At 40.4% G+C, this 16,909-nt stretch carries 20 protein-coding genes; 16 read left to right on the forward strand and 4 right to left on the reverse strand.

Annotated features, from left to right (window positions below):
* Window positions 1-134: 134 nt before the first annotated feature.
* Window positions 135-869: an O-methyltransferase gene (locus P2W82_RS00275; protein ID WP_336513817.1), complete on the reverse strand. Its 735-nt coding sequence runs from the start codon at window positions 867-869 to the stop codon at window positions 135-137.
* Window positions 870-1,387: 518 nt separating this feature from the next.
* On the opposite strand from P2W82_RS00275, the gene P2W82_RS00280 reads away from it, so the two are divergent.
* A complete protein-coding gene (locus P2W82_RS00280; RefSeq protein WP_336513818.1) occupies window positions 1,388-2,149 on the forward strand; it encodes a hypothetical protein in 762 nt (253 codons plus the stop codon).
* A gap of 58 nt (window positions 2,150-2,207) precedes the next feature.
* Here the strand turns inward: P2W82_RS00280 and P2W82_RS00285 are convergent, their stop codons facing one another.
* Together P2W82_RS00285 and P2W82_RS00290 are read right to left on the reverse strand one after the other, a co-directional pair.
* Window positions 2,208-3,746 (reverse strand): GMC family oxidoreductase, encoded by a 1,539-nt coding sequence (locus tag P2W82_RS00285; protein ID WP_336513819.1) that lies wholly within the window; start codon window positions 3,744-3,746, stop codon window positions 2,208-2,210.
* A gap of 40 nt (window positions 3,747-3,786) precedes the next feature.
* Window positions 3,787-4,182, reverse strand: a complete 396-nt coding sequence (locus tag P2W82_RS00290) for a hypothetical protein (protein ID WP_336513820.1) — start codon at window positions 4,180-4,182, stop codon at window positions 3,787-3,789.
* Window positions 4,183-4,224: 42 nt separating this feature from the next.
* Between P2W82_RS00290 and P2W82_RS00295 the strand changes: the two genes are divergently transcribed.
* The 12 genes from P2W82_RS00295 (at window position 4,225) to P2W82_RS00350 (ending at window position 13,719) form a co-directional block, all read left to right on the forward strand.
* Window positions 4,225-4,653 carry a hypothetical protein gene (locus tag P2W82_RS00295; RefSeq protein WP_336513821.1) on the forward strand — a complete coding sequence of 143 codons (429 nt, stop codon included), beginning with the start codon at window positions 4,225-4,227 and terminating at the stop codon, window positions 4,651-4,653.
* Between the two features lie 120 nt (window positions 4,654-4,773).
* The gene (locus P2W82_RS00300; RefSeq protein WP_336513822.1) at window positions 4,774-5,367 is read left to right on the forward strand and encodes a hypothetical protein; all 594 of its coding nucleotides are present in this window, start codon (window positions 4,774-4,776) and stop codon (window positions 5,365-5,367) included.
* Between the two features lie 69 nt (window positions 5,368-5,436).
* Window positions 5,437-5,739, forward strand: coding sequence for a hypothetical protein (locus P2W82_RS00305; protein WP_336513823.1), 303 nt, complete (start codon window positions 5,437-5,439; stop codon window positions 5,737-5,739).
* Between the two features lie 69 nt (window positions 5,740-5,808).
* Window positions 5,809-7,089 (forward strand): M24 family metallopeptidase, encoded by a 1,281-nt coding sequence (locus P2W82_RS00310; RefSeq protein WP_336513824.1) that lies wholly within the window; start codon window positions 5,809-5,811, stop codon window positions 7,087-7,089.
* Window positions 7,090-7,209: 120 nt separating this feature from the next.
* On the forward strand, window positions 7,210-8,169 hold the full coding sequence (locus tag P2W82_RS00315) for an NAD(P)-dependent alcohol dehydrogenase (protein WP_336513825.1): 960 nt from the start codon (window positions 7,210-7,212) through the stop codon (window positions 8,167-8,169).
* Window positions 8,170-8,244: 75 nt separating this feature from the next.
* Window positions 8,245-8,895: a hypothetical protein gene (locus P2W82_RS00320; protein WP_336513826.1), complete on the forward strand. Its 651-nt coding sequence runs from the start codon at window positions 8,245-8,247 to the stop codon at window positions 8,893-8,895.
* A 29-nt stretch (window positions 8,896-8,924) separates the two neighbouring features.
* Complete coding sequence (locus P2W82_RS00325) at window positions 8,925-10,127, forward strand: DUF418 domain-containing protein (RefSeq protein WP_336513827.1); 1,203 nt, start codon at window positions 8,925-8,927, stop codon at window positions 10,125-10,127.
* Window positions 10,128-10,290: 163 nt separating this feature from the next.
* Window positions 10,291-10,671 (forward strand): cupin domain-containing protein, encoded by a 381-nt coding sequence (locus tag P2W82_RS00330; RefSeq protein ID WP_336513828.1) that lies wholly within the window; start codon window positions 10,291-10,293, stop codon window positions 10,669-10,671.
* A gap of 443 nt (window positions 10,672-11,114) precedes the next feature.
* A complete protein-coding gene (locus P2W82_RS00335; RefSeq protein ID WP_336513829.1) occupies window positions 11,115-11,879 on the forward strand; it encodes a helix-turn-helix transcriptional regulator in 765 nt (254 codons plus the stop codon).
* A gap of 64 nt (window positions 11,880-11,943) precedes the next feature.
* Window positions 11,944-12,333 carry a DUF1398 domain-containing protein gene (locus P2W82_RS00340; protein ID WP_336513830.1) on the forward strand — a complete coding sequence of 130 codons (390 nt, stop codon included), beginning with the start codon at window positions 11,944-11,946 and terminating at the stop codon, window positions 12,331-12,333.
* A gap of 53 nt (window positions 12,334-12,386) precedes the next feature.
* Window positions 12,387-12,761: a cupin domain-containing protein gene (locus P2W82_RS00345; protein ID WP_336513831.1), complete on the forward strand. Its 375-nt coding sequence runs from the start codon at window positions 12,387-12,389 to the stop codon at window positions 12,759-12,761.
* A 64-nt stretch (window positions 12,762-12,825) separates the two neighbouring features.
* Window positions 12,826-13,719, forward strand: coding sequence for a bestrophin family protein (locus P2W82_RS00350; protein WP_336513832.1), 894 nt, complete (start codon window positions 12,826-12,828; stop codon window positions 13,717-13,719).
* Between the two features lie 71 nt (window positions 13,720-13,790).
* Here P2W82_RS00350 and P2W82_RS00355 read toward each other — a convergent pair whose 3' ends face one another.
* Window positions 13,791-14,333 carry a hypothetical protein gene (locus tag P2W82_RS00355; RefSeq protein WP_336513833.1) on the reverse strand — a complete coding sequence of 181 codons (543 nt, stop codon included), beginning with the start codon at window positions 14,331-14,333 and terminating at the stop codon, window positions 13,791-13,793.
* A gap of 220 nt (window positions 14,334-14,553) precedes the next feature.
* Between P2W82_RS00355 and P2W82_RS00360 the strand changes: the two genes are divergently transcribed.
* The 3 genes from P2W82_RS00360 to P2W82_RS00370 all read left to right on the forward strand — a co-directional run bounded on the left by P2W82_RS00360 (window position 14,554) and on the right by P2W82_RS00370 (window position 16,825).
* Window positions 14,554-15,186: a hypothetical protein gene (locus P2W82_RS00360; protein WP_336513834.1), complete on the forward strand. Its 633-nt coding sequence runs from the start codon at window positions 14,554-14,556 to the stop codon at window positions 15,184-15,186.
* A gap of 115 nt (window positions 15,187-15,301) precedes the next feature.
* On the forward strand, window positions 15,302-15,952 hold the full coding sequence (locus tag P2W82_RS00365) for an SDR family oxidoreductase (RefSeq protein ID WP_336513835.1): 651 nt from the start codon (window positions 15,302-15,304) through the stop codon (window positions 15,950-15,952).
* Between the two features lie 72 nt (window positions 15,953-16,024).
* Window positions 16,025-16,825: a class I SAM-dependent methyltransferase gene (locus P2W82_RS00370; RefSeq protein ID WP_336513836.1), complete on the forward strand. Its 801-nt coding sequence runs from the start codon at window positions 16,025-16,027 to the stop codon at window positions 16,823-16,825.
* Window positions 16,826-16,909 lie beyond the last annotated feature (84 nt).

The following is a 16,909-nucleotide window of genomic DNA, read 5'->3' on the forward strand; positions in this document are numbered from 1 at the left end:
CCCTTTAAATGCCAGGGAATGTTGAGCTGTTTCTGCATTCTTCTGGTTTTCAGCCTGCCTGCCCTGCCTTCCGGACAGGCAGGTTTTCAGTTTTCAATTTCGTTTTACCTGTTTCTGTTTTCTCTTTCTGCTTATCAAAAAGTCTTGTGCCAGTCCCATCTTCGTTCGTCTTCACCAACTTTTTCCAAAGCAACACAGTTGGAGTTGATACCGAGTTTATAATCATCTAAGATGACTTCAGGACTAATATACTTTTGTGATTTCGGGAGGTGGCGTAAAAAGGATACGGCTTTTCTTACTCCTGTGATTTTTTTGTTTTCAGGGTATACACCATACAATTGATAATGCGGAAACTGTACAAGATATCTAAACAGCTTTCTTATACCAGGAAACATCAGGTCGTCGAAAACGATGACACCACCTGGCTCTAACATCTTATCCAGGTAGAAAAAATCAACCATTAACCAATCAAACAGCTTCGTGGAGTCGACATATGCGAAATCAAATTTTCTTCCCTGTTTTAACAGTTCCGGCAGAATGATGTAACAATACTCTTCATAGAATTCGATTGCATCAGAAAGGCCTGCCATGGACAATAATTCAAGGCCATTCCCGTGCCAGCCGGTATTTTCGAATCGGTCAATAACCACATGCCTATGACCGTTTTTTGCAACTTCCTCTGTTATTGCCAAAGTGGAAATCCCAAATGCAAAACCTATTTCAATAGTTTTTGACGCTTTCTTATCCCGGATAATCTGCTGTAAAAATTTGCATTGATCCCTGTTCGTTTCAGAGTGAACTTTTACCAGTTCTCCTTTGCTGTTGGTAAATGATCTTGCCTTAAAAACTTCATCCAGTAATTGGCTCATAATTGGTGTTATTTAAAAATCAGCAAACGTTTAGGTATTGCCGAATCAATGGGGTTAGTTTTCTTTTTTAATAAATGATACGAAACCTTACGATTAATAAAGTTTTCTTTCTTCAAGCAAGAGACGTTGGTTGAAAAGCGAACAGCATTACAGGTGATAGTTGCCTATTACCTGTCGCGCCGATTATTTGTAGGAATAAGTTTGACCGAAAAGTATAAAATTATAAACAATATGAATTCAGATGCTTTTTTTTTAAATCTTTTTCCATTAATAAAATTTAAAGTTTGTGTCGGATAAAAAGTTCCCATTCTTGATCGCAGCTGCTACGAATGGATTCCCTGCTCTGGTTTTTTCATCATTGATTCCTTAAAAATTCCAGTGTTTAAACGGTTATTTCTTCCGACCTAAACAGATAATATTTGTATCTGTGATGCTGATATTCGGAAACACAGACTTCAAAATGAAAGATGAAAATGGGTACGATTACAAAAGGAGATTTAGAATTAAAACGATTTGAATTGGAGCAGCAAATACGAATGGAGGAGTTGGAAATCCGAAAAAAGGAACTGGATCTGAAAATCCAGGAACAGAAAAGCAAAACGATTTTCACTCCTCTGGTCATTTCTATCGCTGGCGGTCTAATCACACTCATAACAGGAATTGTTTTGAAATATTATGACAGCAAATCTATAACTGCTCTGGAGGATAAAAAGTTTCAGTCAACGCTACTTCTTAAAGCAACGGAAGCAAAAAACTATGATGAATTCTCGGACATGCTTTTGGTATTTCAGGATAACGGAATGCTCTCACTGGATTCGTCAAAAATCAGAAAATTCAGAAAAAAGAAATTCATTTCGGAAAACCTGCTTCCAAAATTAATGGATGAAAATCTGTCGCCCGGCCTGCAAAAGCAGCAACTGCAAAATATCGATTTTGCTGGCGCAAACTTGATTCAGAAAAACGCGAAAACAGATAGTACTGCGGTGTCATTGCAGGGTGATTTTTCCTGGACGATTGTAGCTGGCGGTGATTCAAATCTTGAAAGGGCCAAATTTAAGCAGGCAAAATTTACGAAGGCAGGGTTTAGTAATGTTGATGTTATATTCCGAAACAGGTCATTTAGAACCTGTATTGGAAAATACACGTCATATCAGGATGCTTTGAATGATTTGTTTGAGGTTAAGGAGAAAATCAAGAATGACGCCTACATAGTCAGATTTGATAACTGGTGTAAATATTTGAATTTTGATAAAACCCTTGGTTATTACATCTGCAAGTAATTCGTGGATAATCTTGAAGATTTAATTTTATACTGTCAAGTTGATTTGGTGTTCAATATCATTTCTTGATTTTCTTTTTCAACTCATCGCTTAATCTCATTGTCAACGCAATCAATGTCAGTGTAGGGTTTACTGCCCCCGCTGTGACAAAGTTGGATGCGCCTGCCACATACAGATTTCTTATTCCATGGACTTTACAATTTGCATCGGTAACACCCTGCTTCGGATCCTCACTCATACGCGTTGTTCCCATATGGTGCCATCCTCCACCCGTGAATGAAGGCCACTCAGGATCACCATCTTTTTGCAGATAATCATATATTTTTACACGTCCCATGGATGCGCGACCGACCTCTTGACCAATGATCCTGTTAATATCGCGCAGACTATCTCTCTCCAGGTGCGTTAATTCCCAATGCAATTTTGCTCTTGGCATTCCCAAAGCATCTTTTTCTGTATCGAGTGTGATCCTGGAATTTGGATTAGGTGCCTGTTCCATTCTCGTAAACAACTCATATGCTTTAAAGCCTTTCGGTATATCCAGTTTTGTTGGTTGTTTTTTTGTTTCATCATATTTGGCTATTCCCTTCTTTAATGCATTTTCCTCATCCTGCCAGATCTCAATAAATGCCGGCCGGTCAATGGCTATTTCCAAAGGAGTAAGTGAAGATGTGCCATTCAGTATTTTATATTTCTCCTGTAATTTTTCACCAATAGCGAGTTCTGCACGGGCCTTGGTTTTGCCAAAATCCATTTTGTACAGATTGATATCTGCCGGGTCCGCGACCCATAAACTCGAGGTTTTCATCTCCAGGTGTTCCATGAAATTCCTGCCTACCTTATCATGATCATTTCCCAACCCGTTCTTAGCCTGCTTGTTTGACGCAAGCAATAATCGCGCATTCTGAACGGAACAACAAGCGAGGATAAAATATTTTGCACGCACACGATGTTGTTTGCCCGCAAGATTTTTCACCGTGACTTCCCTGATTGCTGAAACAGATTCATCAGCCGCGATATCAACAACGTTTGCATACGTATACAAATGCACATTCCTCGAATTTACAATACTGTCTTTATACTTTTCGCCAAACCGTGTAGGTGGACTGAATTGCCACATTTTACTCCAGACTTTTGTTTCGTCCAGCGGAAATGGCTTGAATGATTTGTCTTTTTTCAGCCAGTGGTCAAGCGTAAAATCATCTTTATCCACTTCCACATATCGCTGTGCCCGGGGATAAAAGGGGTTGATATCGGCTAACGTTATCGGCCATCCGCTTTGCGGAATCCAGTCGCGCTTTTTAAAATCAATTTCGTCAAATACTGCGCACCACCCGGCCCAATGTCCTGTTGTACCGCCGAAATAATGAAGGCGGATGGATTTCATCGGATAATAATGCTGCCCGGTCGACTTGCCTGCATACAATTCCTGCATCTCATCTTCATATTTGAATCCCCCACCTTCTAACAGGATTACTTTGTGCGGCGTATTGTTCCATTCCATCGCCATACTGATGCCTGCAGCACCGGCACCGACAATACATATATCTCCCTCGATCAGTGAATTGTTTTCAAGATTTTTTGCATCAATGTGCATGCAGATGATTTATTCTGATGGATGATTTTAGAATTGCTATTTAAGAGTTGATCAAAGCAAACAATGCACATTGACGTGCTTCGGTTTTCGAAAGAATCCAGCCCTGCACCATCACGGTATTCCCATCTGAAAAATCTTTTTTGATCTTTTCGTCGAGATATTGATGTACTGATTTCTCGTCCTTTAGTTCAGCGACAGAATTTTTGTCGACAAGTATGCCGACCAGTTTGTCTGGGTTGTTTTCATCGGGATTCTTTTTAAGGTAATCCTGACCCGCTTTTATTATTGTTTCGCGATCAAATAATCGGGAAAGAAATTTTGGATCGGCCCAGCTTTTCTGAATATTATTTCCTGAGTTGCATGACGACAACAAAGGAAAACTTATGGCCGCAGCAGCAAACGCTGAAAGTCTGAGAAATTCAGTTCTGTTCATCATACAAACAAACCATTGAATTTTTCCAATTGGGAATAGTAATATATGACAATATTCAGATTAAATTTTCTTCATGATGGTTTTCAAATTATAGAAGCAAAAGAATATTTATTAGATTGCTTTTACATGATGGCGAAAAACACTGCGGCAGGCCTGTTCAAGCGATTGAACATTTTTCTGATATATTATTTTGTGTTGGGTTTTTATCTTTTCCCATTTGTCTCTCTTTTTATTTTTATCCTGGATCAGCTGACTGTCAAAAGATCGGAAATGTGGTTCTGGGTAATATTTCTTGTGTCGTTAGCACCATGTGGCCTCACGGGGTTGGTTTTATCTGCAATTGGATTGTACAAATCTTTCAGGAGAAAAAGTAATATCAATAAGATCATTGGCTTTGCGGGAGTATTCCTGGGGATTGCGGGAATTACAGGAGGTGTACTCGGGTTTATGCTGCTTTATATGGTGTTGAAGTGATAGATATTAGTTAACGTGTGGTAGTTCCCGGTTTTTCCTATACTTAATTAAAATGCTCAGAAGCAAAAAAAAAGAGGAATATTAGTAAGTAAATAGTGCCAATAGAATTTAACCATTAGAGTGAAAAATAGACTTTTTCTTGTTCTGTATTTGTCCTCAGCACTTTTTGCAAATGCACAATTTGATTCAAGTTATATCAAATCCGTCTACAACAAGATCATGGCGATGCATTCCCCGGATGTTATTTATTACGGCGATCATCCATCGAAAATGATATTTCCCGATGCATTAAAGGGAATGAATGGGGGATTCGAAGAAATTCGTAAGAAAGGAGTAGATTTTACCAGAAAAGAAAGGAAATTTCTCAAACGAAAGTTGCCTAAGCTTATTGATAGTGGTGTTCCCGATCAGCTGTTTCCGGAATCCAGGCGCCTGGGTTCGGACACAATTTGTGATTTCCTTTCCAAAAAATATAGGGAAGGTTATGAATTACTAAAATCAAAAGGAGATACTATCGACATAAGAAAAAAGCTCGGCCGTTTTTGGAGTTGGGCATATTTTATTGCTGAACCAATATATATTAGAGGAAAAACAATTCGCGTCAGCTATTTCGCATATTTCCTGCACGATTCGGGGGAATCAGTGATAGATATTGAAATTTTAAAAGGAGGGATATGGCGGCGAATTGGTGTTCTTAGTGGTGTAGCATATTAGTTCTTTTTAAGCATTGGTGAGATTAACATTATACTTTCAAAATCACATCGCTAACCGATTTTATTTATAATGATCACTGAGGAAAAAATAAAAGCCATCAGAAAAAAAATCCGCGCAGGTTTTCCGGAAGGAGAAATGAGAGAGCAATTAATGAAAGAAGGTTATTCAAACGAGGATATCGTCAAAGTCTTTGCTCCGCATTATTACGACATGCGTTCATGGTACATGTTTTTCGGAATTATTTTTTCTCTTGTTGGAATATGGCTGTTTCTCAATAGTGGAAATCTTCTTTTACTGGTTTTGTCGGCATTGATTTTCTGGCAATACTATCGTGAAGGTAACAGGTTGCAAAAAAATAAAACTTCAGATTGATCCCTCACGGCGAATAAAACTTCTGAAAAATTCATACATTCAAAATCATAACATTTTTCAACCCTGCTTATGAGTTTGAAACGCAGAAATTTTATTGGCCTTGGTGCTATTGCTGCATCGGGCGGATTGTTGTCTTCGCTGAATTCCTGTTCTTCGGAAAATCAAAATGAATCAACTGCTGTTCCCGCTGCAGTAAAATCCATGTCTGCAGATGCCGTGCCCATTTCAAATGCAGAAAGACTTGAACGCGTAGCCAAAGCACAACGATTATTGACTGAAAATAAAATCGGGGCTTTAATTCTCGACTGTGGTACCTCGATGGTTTATTTTACAGGAGTACAATGGTGGCCAAGCGAACGTACCATGATTGCGATTATTCCTGCTAAAGGTGAAGTAAAATATGTTTGTCCTGCCTTTGAGGAAGCGAGATTAAGAGAGCAGATCACTATCGGAAAAGAAGTATATGCCTGGCAGGAAGACGAGAGTCCTTATAAACTGATTGTTTCCGCATTGAAAGATGCGGGAGTAGCATCAGGCGATGTTGGAGTTGAAGAAAGAACACGTTTTTTTATTGTTGATGGTATTCGCAGGGAGTCGCCCGGTGTAAACATAGTAAGCGGTGATCCTGTAACTATTCCCTGTCGCATTATTAAGTCGCCCGCAGAAATAAAACTGATGCAGACAGCAACGGATATTACTCTTACTGCTATTAAAAACAGTGTTGCGCAGTTGAAAGAAGGAATGAGTCAGAGTGTTCTTGCCTCGATCATTATGAAAGCACAAAATGATCTGGGCGGCAGTGCAGATTTTGCACTTTGTCTTTTTGGTAAAGCCTCTGCATTTCCGCATGGTACCCGCGAGCCTCAACTGCTGAAGAAAGGAGATATCGTTTTAATGGATTGCGGGTGTAATGTGCATGGCTACAATTCAGATGTAACGAGAACAATCGTTTTTGGTGCGGAGCCCACCAAACGCCAGGAGGAAATCTGGAATCTTGAAAAGCAGGCACAGGCCGCGGGTTTTGCCGCGGCAAAAATTGGTTCCACCGGCGACGCAGTGGATGCCGCGGCACGTAAAGTAGTTACTGATGCCGGCTTCGGGCCCGGTTATAAACTTCCCGGCATACCTCATCGCACCGGTCATGGCATCGGTATGGACGGACATGAATGGGGCAATATGGTCAAAGGCAATATGCAACCATTGGAGGCCGGTATGTGTTTCAGTATCGAACCGACCATTGCCATTGTTGGTGAATTTGGTGTACGCTTTGAAGATTGTGTGTACATGACTGCAGAAGGTCCGAAATGGTTTTCGAAGCCAGGCAAATCGATACAGGAACCCTTTGGGTAGTTCATCGTTTTTCGTTGTTCGTTCATCGTTGTTCGGTAAGGTCAGCAGTTGATCAATGTAGAAAAACATGCATCATAGAACGAACAACAAACAACGATCAACAATCAACGAACAACGAACATGAAAGCAATAGTCTACACTGCTTACGGCAATACGGATGTCCTGGAATTAAAAGAAATTTCCAAACCAGTTCCTGCAGATGACGAAGTACTGGTTAAAGTACATGCCGTTTCCATCAACGACTGGGATATCGCATTGATGAATGGAGATTTTGTAAACAGGATGCTGAATGGATTTGCGAAACCAAAGCGAACAATACTGGGTTCCGATATTGCGGGAGTGGTGGAAGCCTGCGGGAAAAAGGTTTCAAAGTTTAAAATCGGTGACGAAGTATATGGAGATCTTAGCGGTCGATGGGGAGGTTTTGCAGAATGGGTTTGTGCGCAGGAAAAGATGCTGGAGCATAAACCCCCTGTAATGAGTTTTGTTGACGCCGCTGCTATTCCCCAGGCAGCTATGCTTGCGGTGCAGGGGCTGATCGATGTTGGCAGGATTAAGTCTGGTCAGAAAGTTTTGATCAATGGTGCGGGCGGTGGCGTAGGAACTTTTGGAGTTCAGCTTGCCAAACAATTTGATGTTGAGATCACTGGAGTGGATCTTGGATCAAAACTGGAAATGCTGAGCAAAATCGGTTTTGATTATGTGCTGGATTATACCAAAACCGACTTCACAAATACAGGTCAGCAATACGACCTTATACTTGATGTAAAAACCAATCGTCCTGTTTTCGATTATGCCAGGGCGTTAAACAGCGGTGGAACATACGCTACGGTGGGTGGGTCGATCAGTCGTTTGTTGCAGACTTTAATTGTTGGTGGCGCCATCCGTCTGTTTTCCGGAAAACGGATGAGTATCGTTTCGCTAAAACCAAACAAAGATCTGGCTTATTGTAATGAACTTTATACTGCCGGGAAATTCAAACCAATTATTGACGGACCTTTTCAACTCGAAGATTTTCAATCTGCCATCGGACTTTTCGTCAGAGGAGAGCACAAAGGGAAAGTGGTGATAACTATTTAATTGGTTGAGACTTTCAGTCCATGATGAATTCACCTAAATTAGTAGTACAGCTATCAGCCTATTCACTACTGTATCATGAACCGATCTATATTTCTCCTGGCAATTTTAACAGTTGTTCATTTAGGGATTACCGCACAGGAGATTCCACTGCCGACAGAGTATTCTGTTGTTGATACAGTTTCTGGTGATCTTGACAAAGACGGAATCAAAGAACTTGTTGTAGCTTATAATACGGACAAAACATCCGAAGATTCAGAAGGTGTGATCAGAGATTTGATCATCTATAAAAAAGAAAAAGACAAATGGATCAGCTGGAAACAATCGCTGCAGGCATTACTCGGAAGCAGGGATGGCGGAATGATGGGTGATCCATACGAAATGATGGAAATTAAGAATGGGATTTTAATGATCAGCCACGCGGGAGGGAGCAGTTGGAAATGGGGACATACAGACAAATACCGGTTTCAGAATGACGAATTTTATCTGATTGGTTTCAGCAATAATTATGGTAAGCCCTGCGAATATTGGGAAGATGTGGATTTTAATCTTTCGACGGGCTGGCTCGTAATAAAAAAAGAATATGAAGATTGTGATAAGGGTCAGGAGATATATAAAACCGAGAACGAGAGTTTCTTAAAAAAAGGATTGATCATCACCTTGCAAAACAGGCACGACAAAAAAGTAAAGCTGGTATCGCCTAAATATAAGCACGAGATATATCTCTGACTCAGAGTCAAATCAAACTCCGGTTTTACATGACGAATAATTCTACGCCCATTTCGCTTTCTGAAAGAAATAAATTAATCGATACCCTTCGCGGATTTGCCCTGACCGGAGTATTGATCGCCAATCTCACCGGTTTTATCGCCTATGCATTGCCGGAAGCAATGATGAAATTATTGATATCGACTCCAGCAGATATCGCTACAGAGAAATTTGTAACCGTTTTTGTTGAGAATAAATTCATCACACTTTTTGCTTTGCTTTTCGGTTACGGGTTTGGGGTGATTATCGATCGAACGAAAACAAAGGGCCTGGATGTGGTGTCGTTCTTTTCACGACGGATGTTTTTTCTTCTACTTATCGGTATCATTCACCTTGCCATCTGGTGGGGAGAAATCCTGAGTACTTATGCACTATGCGGGTTCCTGCTCCTTTTGTTTCGCAACATGAATAATAGAAAACTTTTGATATCCGGTTTGATAATGTTGTTATTGATCACGCCAATCGTTCAGGCCTTCAGATGGGCATTCATTCCAAATAATGTCGAAGTCATTAGTAATCTTCAGTTTAAATATGTGGATGCAATGCTTTCGGGAAAAATAGCATCGATAGTTGAATACAATTACAAATCTCTTTGGTATATCATTATTGTGACGATGGGGCAGTTGAAGGACATGTCTGAAATTCTTGCAAAATTCCTGCTTGGTTTTTTTATCATGCGCTCGGGATTTTTCTCAGGTGTGCTTAACATAAAACTGATCAGAATATACTGGTCCATTGCGCTCGCAATCGCATTAATTTATCTTCTGCAATTTCCATTCCTGAAATATTCCGGAATGGAAATAAAATCTATCGGACTTAAGACACTTCATTTTGCTTTCGAACGGGTGGGCATTTTAAGTCTCACCAGTTTTTATGTCCTATCATTAAGTTGGTTGTACAGTTATTACCCTGGAACAAAACTATTTTCATGGTTCCGGCTGATTGGCACCATGTCATTAACGAATTACCTTGCACAGACACTTTTTTTTGTTTTGATTTTCTATGGGACCGGGTTCGGTTTGCTGGGGAAAATGCATTTACAATGGACGATCCCGATAGCTGTTTTGATCTATTTATCACAGGTGGGCTTTTGCAGTATATGGCTGAAATACATGAGGTACGGACCCGCTGAATGGATCTGGCGCCAAGTGAGCTATGGCCGGAAGCTACCGCTTAGAAAAACTTCGCCTTGAGTCCGTTTGTGATTTTATACTAACTTCATCTGCTCTTGATCCGTACAACTTAATTCCTGCTATTAATCTGCTATCGACCAATCAATCTGTGCCGCTATTGATGTATTTATTCTGATTGCCACGTGTTGACAAATCAGTCATTTCAACATTTCAAACGATTGTTATGAAAATCAGAAAAGAGAAAATTCCAGTTAAGATGGAAGGTCCGGGCACGGTTATGCGTAATCTTTCCGGTTATGGCGGAATGACTGTTGCTTTCAATGAGTTACCCGCAGGTACTGATTTTGCTCCGCTGCTGGCAGGATTGAAAAACGACAAATGCCAATGCCCTCACTGGGGTTATATGGTTGATGGAGAGATGATTGTCCTGTACAACGATGGATTTGAAGAAACGATTAGTGCCGGCGATGCATTTTATCTACCACCAGGACATACAGCCAAAGTCACCAAAGATGCAAAGCTGCTTGACTTCAGTCCGGAGAAAGAACTGGAAGAGGTATTGGCGCATGTCGCGAAGAGAATCGCGGAGATGGGCAATGCGTGATTGCAGGACAAAGTCAGTCAAAACACGTTTTTTTGTGAATAAGAATTTCGGAGTGAAGTTTTGTGTTGTCAATACGAACTATTTTGGCATATCAGTTTAAAGTGCAATAAAAATCAGGTTATGATTTAAATCAGGATATAATTTTCTGCCGTAAAGTATTGAACAAAATTAATAATAGGGAATTCAACTTTAACTTGCATTTCCTGTATTAAACTGCCGGCACTCGCATGCTTATTTGTCCCTTGCTGATTGCGCTAAAGGAAGGCGCAGATTTTCTCCGAGGTATTGCTGCGATTTCTGCGGGTATTTGGTTTGAGCAGATCCACGTAAATATTTGTACATGTCGTATTCCGGACTGAGATGACTTGTGCTGCAGCACTATAAAATTTACCATAAACTGCAATGAGCCGGATCTGAAAATCGCCTTATCTTCATTTCTCATAATGAGATTTGAAAAAGTCATACCGACACAAAAACTTCAACCTTACATCAGTTATTTCGCTATCTCCGAAAATGATAAAATCGCCGAGTACAAAGTATTCCCTTCGCCTGGACTGGTAGCGGGTTTTCAGTATCGTGGAAAATTAACGATGATCAATCAACACAAAGAAACACCACTTGCTTCCGCAGGTGTAACAGGTATCAGTGAAAGCTGCAAAATTTTCAAAAGCAGTGCCGGTGTAGGAACGATACTGGTATATTTTACGGAAACAGGTTTTTCTCATTTCAATTCAAATCCGGTTCACGAATTGTTTAATCAGAGCGTCGCTCTTGAAGATGTATTTGGGAAATCACGGATAGCCGAACTTGAGGAAAAGCTGGGTAATGCTGACACAGATCAGCAGCGTGTTAAAATAACAGAGAATTTCTTTCTTTCCCTGTTGAAAGACATCCATTCCGACAAACTCATTATCGAAGCTGTAAAGCTCATTTATGATTCAAAAGGAGCTATCAGGATCAGTGAACTGAATAAAAAACTGCTGATCAGTCAAAGTCCATTCGAAAAAAGATTCAGAAAATTAGTCGGAACATCCCCCAAAAAATTCGCTTCGATCGTTCGGTTTAACAGTGTTCTGAAAGATCTTTCATGCGGAAAATCGCTCACGGATCTTTGCTATGAAAATAACTTCTTTGACCAGGCGCATTTTATAAAAGACTTCCGGCAATACACCGGTAACACTCCCGAACAATTCAGGCGATTTCAATAAAAAACGATTTTTTACAATTTCCCGGGAAAGCAAATAATGAATTTTACATTGTAATATCAACAACATGTTTACAATTGATCAAATTCAGAAGGAACATCAGAAAGTAAAGTCAGGCGCAGATTTCCCGGTGTATATTAACTCGTTGAAAACCCTGGGTGTCAGCTGGTACCAGACCTGGGTTTTTGATGGTCATACTGACTTCAATGGTGGTTCTACGGAGAGGATTTCATCAAAATCGAAATACGCAAATCTCACAATTGCGGAAAGTTGCAATGCCGCGCAGTTTGAAATCGACCTACAAACTCACCAGAAAGGCGGTACAGACTATCCGACTTTTTGCAGACAATCTGCCGATGCAGGCATTGAAAAGTGGATCGTCGATCTGAACGCCATGACCTGTACCTATTTCGATAAAAAAGGAAATACCGTACTTACAGAAAATATTCCCGGATAAAATCCCTGGTTTCATTTTTCGTTCTGGATCAACAAACTTGCATAAATTAGGAAATGCAAAACATTGAATCCATCAACATCATGCAAAAGTTTTCACTGTTCGAGAAACAGTGGACGCCGCATATCATCGGTGAGCTTAATGGACAATATGTAAAACTTTGTAAACTGAAAGATGATTTCGTTTGGCATAGTCATGAATATGAAGATGAATTGTTTATGGTATTCAAAGGAACATTACTGATGGAATTCAGAGATGGACGAACAGTGGAAGTTAAGGAGGGCGAAATCCTGATTGTACCAAAGGGAGTCGAGCATCGCCCGCATACGAATGGCGAAATTGTTTTCAATTTGCTGTTTGAACCGAAAGAAACAAAACACACTGGTGAAGTGGAATCCGAAATGACAATAAAGCAACTGGATTGGATCTGATGAACAACCAATGGCTGATACTTGCAATTTGAATTTTTGTTAGCTTCAACATAAACCAAACTGAATGCTTCTCAACAGGCGGATACCGCTATCATATCTCGTTAACAAAATCAAACGGGATTTCGTGTTCCTGCTTTTGTTCAACATCTTCGTTATCTCGCTGAAATATTTTTTTCATTTTGATGTTGATTTGCCTTTAGCTGTCGTTGCATTTTTAGGTACTGCAATTTCGCTTGTATTGTCTTTTAAACTAAGTCAATCATATGACAGGTGGTGGGAGGCGAGAAAAATCTGGGGTGGAATTGTGAACGACTCACGAACGCTTGTTGTACAGTTAAAGCAATTTTGTACCAGCAAAGAGGCCTGGCCGGTAGTGGAGAGAATGGGCATGAGACAACTCGGTTGGAATTATTCGCTGGCTCGTTCGCTTCGCAGACTCGATCCCCGTCAAAGCCTGCAGGAATTTATTTCTGAAAAGGAGTTTGCAACACTTGCGAATGTCAGGCATCTGCCGCTGGCATTGCTCGACCATCAATCTTCGGACCTGCAGTACCTGCATCAAACGAATTTTGTTAACGATTATCAGCAGGTCCAGTTAGATACTACACTTCTGAGATTATGTGATCATATGGGCAGGGCGGAAAGGATAAAGAATACTATTTTTCCGCGCACGTACAATTTGTTCCTCCGGTTTTTCATCATTGTATTCCTGGTATGTCTAGTAGTTGCGCTTGAAGAATTGAATCCATTTTTTGAATTCGGATTGATGGTGACCATTACATTACCTTTTTTGCTTCTGCAAAAAACTGCCTGGGAACTCCAGGATCCATTTGAAAACAGACCTTCGGATACGCCATTAACTGCTATTTGTCAAACGATTGAAACCAATATAAAACAACTGCTGGGAATGGCGATTCCAGAATTCGAAACAAACGATGATAACTATTATCAGCTTTGAAATAATAATAAAAATGTCATCGTCGCTCATGCGATTTATTATTCTGTAACCCGGAAAGAACGCTGTAGATCTTACCTGTTGTTTTGTGCAGCAGGTTGTTGTTTGTTCTGCGGTGCGTAGTAGTAAGGCATCATCGGATGACCGCCGTGTTCGACGCTGATGCTTCCGGAAATGGAAAAGGTTTTGGAATCGTTGATATAATACAATCCCATTTCAGCACGTGAATACATATTAAAACTTCCGTTCCTCATGAAGCCTGTCGGCTGGTATTTACCCGCATTGGCTCCCATAAACGCGCCGTTGAAATTCATGTAAGTCGGAGCAGCTGTTATTGCTCCGTAAGCATAGAGATTATCGGTAAGTCTTCTGTTGAGTTGAAGAGAAACAGGCGCAGCGACATAACCTGCACTTCCGCCTTTCCATGTACTGAATCCCGTAGTAATCCCGACATTAGAAGTCACAAACCATTTTTTGTCCGGAATTTCCCGGTACATCAATTGCTGTGCGCCGCCCATTCCAATCGGCGTATATCCAACAATTGGAGAAGGTATAAAACGCTGTGCCCTTGTTGAAGTGGCAGCAAGCAGGAGAATACAAAATAGAAGGGTGCGCATTTCCGGGAATCTTAGACAATAAATGTACGTTTTTGTGCGGATATGGCATAGCTATTGAAAATTTTCACATAGCTTAAAAAACAAGGAAAGACATACTGATTCTTTAGCAAAATCGTTTATAGCCAATGGTTTTGATCTGCTCAATTACTATTTTACGCCCGGTTCTTAAAAAATTATTGCGCCCGGGAACTGATAAAATATGTCTCGTTAACGTCAAATTATGAAAACATCACAGATTCTTATCGCTTTCATTTTCTTTTCCGTTAATCTGCTGGGCCAGACGGCAGAAGGTAAAGCTGTCAAAGAATGTTTCGAAAAGTACAAGGCAGCAATTATGAATGATAAAGGTGAGGATGCTGCAAATTGGGTTGATCAGAACACCATCAACTATTATTCATCTGTTTTGGCGAAAGTGCGTAATGCAGATTCCGCTACTGTTGACCAACTCAGTCTCCTCGACAAGCTGATGGTATTTTCCATTCGCCACCGGGCTCGTGTGGAGGAAATCAAGACAATGGATGGAAAGGGATTGATTGTATACGCTATTAAAAATGGAATGGTAGGTAAAAACAGTGTCGCAAGAAATAGCATTGGAGACATCACCATAAACGGGAAAAAAGCAAAGGGCCAGGTGTTAGTGAACGACGAAAAAACTCCCTTGTATTTCGAATTCAATAAGGAATATGAAGTCTGGAAAATGGATCTCACATCGATATTTCCCGTGTCTGAAAAAGCATTCCGCGGAATGATTGATGAAAGCGGTGAAACCGAAAATGAATTTCTCTTCAGGGTATTAAAAATGCTGACGAATAGAGATGTTACGGGTGATATCTGGAAGCCTGTCGGGAAATAATTTCAGCCAAAACCCTTGCTTTTTATTTTTCCATTGAATGAAATAAGATATATCTCTCTCCAACGGTAGCAGATCAAATTGATGTACCTTTTACTTCACTCCTGAAGCAGTTTTCATGAAAAAGCAGGTTTTCATTACCGGCGGTACCGGCTATCTCGGAAAGAGGCTTATCGCACAATTGTTAAACCTTGGTTATGAAGTAACCGCACTTTGCAGGAAGGGTTCAGAAAGAAAGGTTCCGGACGTCTGTATTAAGGTCATAGGCAATCCTTTTGATGCAGAAAGTTTTCAATCCAGCATTCCCCGCGGATCCACATATGTTCAATTGTTCGGTGTACCTCATCCCGGTCCGAAGAAAAAGCATTTGTTTGAATCCATCGATCTTGCTTCCGCAACGGCTTCAGTAAAAGCAGCAAAAGATGCCGGCTGCAATCATTTCATTTATGTTAGTGTTGCGCAGGAACCCACAAAGATTATGATGGATTACCAGCTATGCCGCGCTAAATCTGAAAGACTCATTGACGAATCAGGGATGAAAGCAACAATACTCCGGCCCTGGTACATAATTGGTCCCGGACACTACTGGCCTTTGTTTTTTCTACCGCTTTTTAAATTACTGGAATGGCTGCCGGCCACTGCTAATCGCGCAAAGGCATTGCGTCTGATATATCTGAAACAGATGTTGAATGCACTTATTTATGCCATTGAAACTCCACCATCTCAACGGATAAAAATTATTGAAATTTCTGAAATCAGGAATTCTTAGCCGTAAGAAGAACTTACACGTTAATCGGATTTGACACAATATCCTTAACTTAAGTACCAAGCTTGCTGTTTAATGAGTTCAGTTGCAAAAATATTTGATGCATGGATCAATAAATCATACAATAATCTTGCGGATAAATTTCGTATCCACAAAAACAACAAGCGCTGTTATCATTGTAAAAAAACATTCCCTGAGTTTACAAAATTCCGGGGTGGATTCAGAAACCTGAATTCATGGCTGTTGAGCCTGGACATGGTAGGAAGCGATATCGATAATTTCGGATGTCCTCACTGCGGAATCAATGATCGGGTACGTCACCTGCTGATGTATTTTGACCGGTTGGGTGTATGGGAAAAATTTACAAATGCCTCTGTTATTCATTTCGCTCCTGAAGAACATCTTGTAAAAAAAATTGAAAGGCTTGGACCTTCCAGGTATGTAAAAGCAGATTTGTTTCCTGCAGACGAACGGATACAGAAAATCGATATCACCCATATCCCGTATACCGACAATGAATTTGACATACTGATTTGCAATCACGTTCTTGAACATGTGACCCATTATAAAAAAGCGCTTTCAGAAATCGTCAGGGTTTTACGACCGGGAGGGTTGGCGATTTTGCAAACTCCTTACTCCCGGAAACTGACAGAGAATTTTGAAGATGAATCCATCAATACCGATGAATTACGATTACAATACTATGGACAGGAAGATCATGTTCGTTGGTTCAGTGAACGCCGGCTGATGTGTGAGTTTGAAAATGCGGGATTGATTGCTCATCGTAAAAAACATAACGACCTTTTTAAAGAAGGAGAGCACGTAATTTTTGGAGTCAATCCGGATGAGGATCTTTTTTTATTTTATAGAGAATAAAACAGAAATTGGAATTCAGAATCGCAGTTTTGTATTTGTTACTTATTCTCCTGTAAGTGACATTTAATTGAAAGCCTTTTCACC

Source organism: Pollutibacter soli (assembly GCA_029269725.1).
In the GTDB taxonomy this organism is placed as follows: Bacteria; Bacteroidota; Bacteroidia; order Chitinophagales; family Chitinophagaceae; genus Pollutibacter; species Pollutibacter soli.